The organism is Streptomyces sp. S3(2020), assembly GCF_013044505.1.
In the GTDB taxonomy this organism is placed as follows: domain Bacteria; phylum Actinomycetota; class Actinomycetes; order Streptomycetales; family Streptomycetaceae; genus Streptomyces.
Map to the genome: position 1 here is coordinate 1 of NZ_JABERD010000328.1, position 7,272 is coordinate 7,272.

A 7,272-nucleotide genomic window follows, 5' to 3' on the forward strand; every position below is an offset into this window, starting at 1 on the left:
CCCCCCGATGGTCACCTCCGGCCTGCGCATCGGCACCCCCGCGCTCGCCACCCGCGGCTTCACCGCCGAGGACTTCACCGAGGTCGCCGACGTCATCGCGTCGGCACTGAAGCCGTCCTACGACGCCCAAGACCTCAAGTCCCGGGTCAAGGCACTGGCCGACAAGCACCCGCTGTACCCCGGCCTGTAACCGACACCCTCCCGCGGAGGCATGCCTCCGCGCCTCAATCCACGGAGTACAGCGTGGCAATCAGCGTCTTCGACCTGTTCTCCATCGGCATCGGCCCGTCCAGCTCGCACACCGTCGGACCGATGCGTGCCGCCGCGATGTTCGCCGCGCGGCTGAAGACGGACGGTCTGCTCGCCCCGACCGTCGCGGTGCGGGCGGAGTTGTTCGGCTCGCTCGGTGCCACCGGCCACGGCCATGGCACCCCCAAGGCGGTGCTGCTGGGGCTGGAGGGCAACGAACCGCACACGGTCGACGTCGCCCGGGCCGACCTGGATGTCGAGCGGATCCGGGGCACCGGGCGCATCCGCCTGCTCGGTGCCGAGATCGGCCCGGCCCACGAGATCGACTTCGACGCCTCGACCCAGCTGGTCCTGCACCGCCGGCGCTCGCTGCCGTACCACGCCAACGGCATGACCCTCTTCGCGTACGACGCCGACGGTGTCCCGCTGCTGGAGAAGACGTACTACTCGGTGGGCGGCGGCTTCGTGGTCGACGAGGACGCCGTCGGGGCGGACCGGGTCAAGGCCGACGACACCACGCAGGCCCACCCGTTCCGCACGGGCGACGAACTGCTGCGGCTGACCAAGGAGACGGGCCTTTCGATCTCCGCGCTGATGCTGGAGAACGAGAAGGCCTGGCGCACCGAGGAGGAGATCCGCGCGGGCCTGCTGGAGATCTGGCGGGTCATGGAAGGGTGCGTGTCGCGCGGGATGTCCTGCGAAGGCATCCTCCCCGGCGGCCTGAAGGTACGGCGCCGGGCCGCGGCGGCGGCCCGGCAACTGCGCAGCGAGGGCGACCCGTTGGCGCGCGCGATGGAGTGGGTGACGCTCTACGCGATGGCGGTGAACGAGGAGAACGCGGCGGGCGGACGGGTCGTCACCGCGCCGACGAACGGTGCCGCGGGCATCATCCCCGCCGTTCTGCACTACTACCTCAACTTCGTGCCGGGCGCGGACGAGGACGGCATCGTCCGCTTCATGCTCGCCGCCGGCGCGATCGGCATGCTCTTCAAGGAGAACGCCTCCATCTCCGGCGCCGAGGTCGGCTGCCAGGGCGAGGTCGGCTCCGCCTGCTCGATGGCCGCCGGCGGTCTCGCCGAGGTGCTGGGCGGCTCCCCCGAGCAGGTCGAGAACGCCGCCGAGATCGGCATGGAACACAACCTCGGCCTGACCTGCGACCCCGTCGGCGGCCTCGTCCAGATCCCCTGCATCGAACGCAACGGCATGGCCGCGGTCAAGGCCGTGACCGCCGCGCGGATGGCCCTGCGGGGCGACGGCCGGCACCACGTCTCCCTGGACAAGGTCATCAAGACCACGAAGGAGACCGGCGCCGACATGAAGGTCAAGTACAAGGAGACCGCCCGCGGCGGCCTCGCCGTCAACGTCATCGAGTGCTGAGGCCGGGCATCTCGGCGATCTGCCGCAGTCACAGCCGCAGGACGATGAGCGCGGTGTCGTCCGTGTTGCCGGTGTGGGGGAGCAGATCGGTCAGGAGGGCGTCGGCCAGGGCGTCGGGCGTGGCGTGCTGGTGGTGGGTGAGGGAGTCGGCCAGTCGGGCGAGCCCGGTGTCGATGTCGTCGGTGCGGCGTTCGACGAGGCCGTCGGTGTAGAGGACCAGGGTGGCGCCCTCGGTGAAGGGCGTCTGGGCCTGGGGGCGCGGGGCGAAGCGGGGGCGGGCGGCCAGTGGCGGGTCGGTGGCCTGGTCGAGGAAGGTCACGGTGCCGTCGGGGTGGAGCAGGGCGGGTGGCGGGTGGCCGGCGCAGCTGTAGGTGATCGTGTGGTCGTCCCAGTCGATGAAGGTCGTCGCCGCCGTGGTCGACTCGGCGCCGTCGACGGAGCGGGCGTACATGTCGAGGGCCTCCAGCGCCTGTGCCGGGCTGTCGGCGACGCGGGTGGCCGCGCTCAGGGCGCTGCGCAGCTGTCCCATGGCACAGGCGGCCGCCAGGCCGTGGCCGACGACGTCGCCGACCGCCACCGCGAGGCTCTCGCCGGGCAGCTCGACCAGGTCGTACCAGTCACCGCACACGTTCAGGGCGCCGATGGCGGGCCGGTAGCGGACAGCCGCCTTGTGGTGTTCGAGGGGTCTGGGGTCGGGCAGCATGGCCGCCTGGAGCGCCAGGGCGATCTCGCGCTCGCGGTCGTGTGCCTGGCGCAGGCGTTCGTTGACCTGTTGCAGTTCCCGAGCCCGGGTGTACAGCTCGGCCTCCAGTACGCGGGAGCGCCGGTCGCCGCCCGGGCCGCCGAAGGCGCGGATGAGCTCGGTGACCTCCTCGACCCGGTGGACGATCAGCGCGACCTGTCCGTCGGGGCCGTGGACGGGCGCGTTGACCGGGCTCCAGTAGTGCTCCTCCCAGCGACCGGGGTGCGCGGGGTCCTCGATGTCGTAGCGGAGCAGCGCCATGGTGTCGCGTTCGCCGGTGGCCGCGGTGCGCAGCATCGACTCCCGGGTCTCGCGCATGCCGGCCGCCGCCGCGTCGTTCGGGTTCTCCGGGAACACGTCGAAGATGTAGCGGCCCAGCAGCTGCTCACGGGTGCGTCCGGCCAGCCGCAGGAAGTCCTCGTTGGCGTCCGCGTACACCAGGTCGGGGGTGAGCAGCGCCACCATGCCGGGCAGAGCCCTGAATACCGCCGCATAGTCGATCTGCGGTTCCTCCGCCATTTGCTGCCTGCCTCGGCGCCGAGCGTCACTGTGCCGTTCCACGATAGGAGCGAACCGGCCACGGGGCTCGGGGAATGTCCTACCTCGACCACATCGGCGATCAGATCGAGGTGTGCGGACGAAGGACCATCAGGGAGTCCTCCGGGGCCGCGACCATGGCGAAGGGGAACCGGTCGAGTTCGAGGCAGAGCGCGACGTCATCAGGGTGGACGCCCTTGCGCACACCCTGCGTGAGCTCGGCCGCAGCGCGTGAGGCGGCGGCGCGGCGGAGGTACTCGGCGGCATCCGTCCCCGGCTCGCCGACCCTCCGGGCGATGTACTGGGCGCACGCCAGATCCTCGTCGGCCTTGCCACCCTCGCCGGTGACCACGAACGTGACGCTGTCACTCTTTCGTGTCCTCAGAGCCTGAGCGGTTGACTCGGCCACCACGAAGCCGGCGCACAGCACCAGCGAAGCGTCCTTGACGGCGAGTGCGCCGACCGTCCCTGCCGTGGTCTTCTGCACGACGGTCCGCCCGCCGAGGTCGAGGGAGCGCAGCATGCCCGGCGAGTTGACGGTGTCGAATCCGGGCGCGGGCGGACCGTCCTTGAGCGCCACCCAGTCAGGGTGGCGGGCCTTGAGGGCCAGGGCTTCGTCCAGCGACTCGGCCAGAACGATCTTCTCCGCCCCCTGGCCGAAGGCCCAGGCGGCCACGGTGAAGGCCCGCATGACGTCGACCACGACCGCCACGGACGGTGTTTCGACCAGCTCGTCGATGCCAAGAAAGTGGGCGTCCATTCGGATCATGATCGAGCACGTCCGGCACCTAATCCCCGGAGAGTGACTCACATCACGTGACTCATCTCGCATGACTCAGATCCAGGTGTCGAGCCACATCCTGGCGTGCCAGTCCGCGTACGGGATCGTCTGCCCGGTGTAGGCGGGGAAGAAGTAGATGAAGTTCCACGCGATGAGCAGGACCAGCACACCCGCGGCCACCGCCCCTGGCACGCGCCGCTCCCCGGTCGCCCCCGGCGGCCCCAGCAGGGCTCCCACCATCATCGCGACGGCCAGGCACAGGTACGGCACGAAGACGACCGCGTAGAAGGAGAAGACCGTGCGGTCCTGGTACAGGAACCAGGGCAGGTAGCCGGCACCCACGGCGCACAGGACGGCGCCGGAGCGCCAGTCGCGGCGCAGCGCCCACCGGTAGAGCAGATACACCAGGGCGCAGCACCCCGCCCACCACAGGAGGGGCGTCCCGAGGGCAAGGATGGTCTGGGAGCAGTCGGTGGCTGTGCGGCAGCCTTCCGACCCGGCTTTCGGCGACTCGTAGTGGAAGAGGACCGGGCGGCCGAGGACCAGCCAACTCCAGGGGTTCGACTCGTACTTGTGGGGCGTGTGCAGCCCCACGTTGAACTCGTACACCCCGTACTCGTAGTGCCACAGGCTGCGCAGCGGAGCCGGGATCCACGCCCATGTGCCACCGCGGCCGTCCGCCCAGTGGCGCCCGTAGCCGTTGTCGGAAAGGAACCAGCCGGTCCATGTCACCAGATACGTCACGAGGGCGACCGGCACGAGGGAGAGCACCGACCAGCCGAGGTCCTTGCGCAGCACCGCGCGGTAGGGGCGGCGCGCCCCCGCCACCCGTCGGGCGCCGACGTCCCACAGGAGGGTGAGGACCACGAAGAAGGCGAGGTAGTACAGCCCGTTCCATTTGGTCGAGGCCGCCAGTCCCAGGAAGACGCCCGCCGCGAGCCGCCAGGGACGCACCCCCGTTCCGGCACGGTCACCGGTGGGTCCGTCCGGGCGCACACGGCCGTCCCCGTGGACGGGCAGGGCTGCCGCGAGCCGGGCCCGCGCGCGGTCCCGGTCGATGAGCAGGCAGCCGAACGCCGCCAGGACGAAGAACATGACGACGAGGTCCAGCAGAGCGGTGCGGCTCATCACGTAGTGCAGACCGTCCACCGCCATCAGCGCCCCCGCCAGGCAGCCCAGCAGCGTCGAACGGAACAGACGGCGACCGATGCGGCACAGCATCAGCACCGACAGCGTGCCGAGGACCGCCGTCATGAAGCGCCAGCCGAACGGGGTGAGACCGAACATCCACTCGCCGAGGGCGATCACCCACTTGCCCGTCGGCGGGTGCGCGACGAAGGACCCGGTGTCGGAGAGCGATATCACCTGGGGACGGTCCAGGATCTGCGGGTCGGCGATCTTACGGTCCGGCCAGGTGCCCTCGTAGCCGAGGCGGAGCAGGGACCAGGCGTCCTTGGCGTAGTACGTCTCGTCGAACACGAGTGCCCGCGGGCTGCCCAGGTGCCAGAACCGCGTCAGCCCGGCAAGGAGCGCCACCAGCAGGGGCCCGCCCCAGCCCGGCCGGCCCACCGCCGCGGGAGACAGGCCGAGCCCGCGCCACAGCCGTGCCCCGGATTCGGGAAACGGCACGATCAGGCGGTCGCGCACGGACAGGTGCGGGCGTCCGGCGTATCCGAAGCCGCGCAGCCGCCTCTCCCAGGAGACCGGCGGGTGATCGACCTGATCGGTTCGGGGCACGTCGACGGACGCGGGCGCGTTCTCGTGGAACACCTGGGGAGCCTTCTGGTCGTGGGGGAGCGGGACGAGTGGGGCGCGCGGGATCAGCGGGAGTCGGCCTGCGCGGCGCCGGAGGGCCGCGGCGCTCTCGCCGGTCCGGCCCTCAGCGAGCGGGACCGCTCGAAGCCGCCCCTACGTGGGCGGTGGAGGCCGGGAGGACCGTCGACGGTCCCGGGACCGACTCGGCGGAGGTGACGGGGCGGGGCTGCCTCGTGACGGGCCCGCCCTGGGCGAAGGAACTCGCCAGGAACAGCAGTCCGATGCCGAGTCCGGCGATGGTCAGCACGGACGCGGTGGCCATCCAGGCGGTCCGGGCCCGTTGCCGGGCGCGGACACCGGCTCGCAGCCGGGATCGGTGCCGGTCCTCGTAGGGCCTGTCCTGGTGGCTGTCGCGCATCATGCGTGACAGCTCCTGTTCGAAGAGATCCACTGTTCCTCCTTCACGCGACCGGCTCGACGGGCTCGACCGCCTCGGACAGAAGCTGCCGCAGGCGTGCGACCCCGCGCGCAGTGAGGGAACGGGCGGTACCCACCGGACACCCCAGCGCCTGCGCGACGTCCCGCTCGGGCAGATCCTGGTAGTAGCGCAGCACCCCCGCGGCCCGCTGCCGGGCCGGCAGCGACGCCAACATGGCCTCCAGCCGGGTCCGTTCGTCCACGGCGGCGGTCTCGTCGCCCGCCCCGGGCGGGTCGGGCAGCTGGTCGACGGGGTGCTCGCCCCACCACCGACGCCGTGCCGAGCGTGCCGCGGCACGGGCCAGGACCTTGCGCACATAGGCCTCGGGTGCCTGGTCGGCCACCTTCGGCCATGCGAACCACAGCTTGACCAGCGCCTCCTGGAGCAGGTCCTCGGCCCGGTGCCGGTCCCCGCCGGTGAGCAGCCTTGCCAGGTGCAGCAGGGCCGACCACCGGGCAGCCACGAACCGGTCGAACTCAACGGCCCGCGGCTGCACCATCCACATCGCCCCCCTGCCCCCTGCCGAACACGCCGGCTGCTGCCTCCGTCACCTTTAACAAGGCACTGGGCCCCGCCCCGCTATGCACCCCCACAGTGTGGCGTGCGTCACGCACACGGTGCGTGGGAGCCCTGTCCTCCGGCGGGGGCGAACGGCCTGGCGGTCATGCGGCGGCCGATGGCTGCCAGGTCGCCTCGACCAGGGCCCGTTCGGTGCCGGACAGATAGACGGCGGCGGCGAGCCACACCCGTGCGTATCCGCCCGGATCGGCCTGCCGGGTCCGGCCGAACACATCGCGGCCCCGGCGGTCGGCCTCGGCGGCCAGCGCGTCCGCCAGGTCCGCGGCGGCCCGGAAGCCGCTGCGCCGAAGCGCCGCGGTCGCCGACACCCGGTCGCCGGCACGCGCGGGCTCGGCCGCGGTCCTGCGGCCCCCGGACACGGCGACCTCGACCAGCCGTCGCAGCCGCCACAGGGGCGCCTCGGCCACCGGATCCGGTGGGAACGCGGACAAGGCCTCCACCGACGGCAGTTCGTCGGCCGACGGGAAGTGCGCGCCTTCGAGGCGGTCGTAGCCCAGGTCGGCGTGCCCCATCCACTCGCCGGGCAGACGCAGGGTCGCCGTGCCGTCCGGCAGCGGGCCGACCGCCAGCGGCCGCAGCGTCGCGGCACGGGCCGGGTCGAGACGCCCCACGACGCGCAACCGCAACCCGGGCCGCGAGGCCAGCTTGCGGAAGTTGGCCGAATGGGCCAGGTCGGGGTGGCTGTTGGACGGCACCAGCCGGATCAGCAGTCCCTCCCCGTCCCCCCCCCCCCCCGCCCCCCCCCCGGCGAACAGGTGGGCTTCGGCCGCTCCC

Annotated in this window: 6 protein-coding genes and 2 pseudogenes; 2 read left to right on the forward strand and 6 right to left on the reverse strand. The window is 72.0% G+C overall.

The genetic code is table 11. From position 1 onward, the window contains the following. Together HLK59_RS46470 and HLK59_RS46475 are read left to right on the forward strand one after the other, a co-directional pair. Nucleotides 1-190, forward strand: a pseudogene (locus HLK59_RS46470) (serine hydroxymethyltransferase); the annotation flags it as partial. A 53-nt stretch (nucleotides 191-243) separates the two neighbouring features. Next, a complete protein-coding gene (locus HLK59_RS46475) occupies nucleotides 244-1,626 on the forward strand; it encodes an L-serine ammonia-lyase (protein ID WP_171147728.1) in 1,383 nt (460 codons plus the stop codon). 28 nt (nucleotides 1,627-1,654) lie between these two features. Here HLK59_RS46475 and HLK59_RS46480 read toward each other — a convergent pair whose 3' ends face one another. From HLK59_RS46480 to HLK59_RS46505, 6 genes and pseudogenes are all read right to left on the reverse strand, one after another. Further along, nucleotides 1,655-2,887 carry a SpoIIE family protein phosphatase gene (locus HLK59_RS46480; RefSeq protein ID WP_171147729.1) on the reverse strand — a complete coding sequence of 411 codons (1,233 nt, stop codon included), beginning with the start codon at nucleotides 2,885-2,887 and terminating at the stop codon, nucleotides 1,655-1,657. 100 nt (nucleotides 2,888-2,987) lie between these two features. Beyond that, nucleotides 2,988-3,665: a 2-phosphosulfolactate phosphatase gene (locus HLK59_RS46485; RefSeq protein WP_346779986.1), complete on the reverse strand. Its 678-nt coding sequence runs from the start codon at nucleotides 3,663-3,665 to the stop codon at nucleotides 2,988-2,990. A gap of 75 nt (nucleotides 3,666-3,740) precedes the next feature. Further along, entirely contained in the window at nucleotides 3,741-5,423 is a 1,683-nt protein-coding gene (locus HLK59_RS46490) for a phospholipid carrier-dependent glycosyltransferase (protein WP_346779987.1), read from the reverse strand. A gap of 142 nt (nucleotides 5,424-5,565) precedes the next feature. Continuing rightward, nucleotides 5,566-5,892, reverse strand: a complete 327-nt coding sequence (locus HLK59_RS46495; RefSeq protein WP_171147731.1) for a hypothetical protein — start codon at nucleotides 5,890-5,892, stop codon at nucleotides 5,566-5,568. 10 nt (nucleotides 5,893-5,902) lie between these two features. Beyond that, a complete protein-coding gene (locus tag HLK59_RS46500) occupies nucleotides 5,903-6,418 on the reverse strand; it encodes a SigE family RNA polymerase sigma factor (RefSeq protein ID WP_171147732.1) in 516 nt (171 codons plus the stop codon). A 163-nt stretch (nucleotides 6,419-6,581) separates the two neighbouring features. Next, nucleotides 6,582-7,272, reverse strand: a pseudogene (locus HLK59_RS46505) (hypothetical protein); the annotation flags it as partial.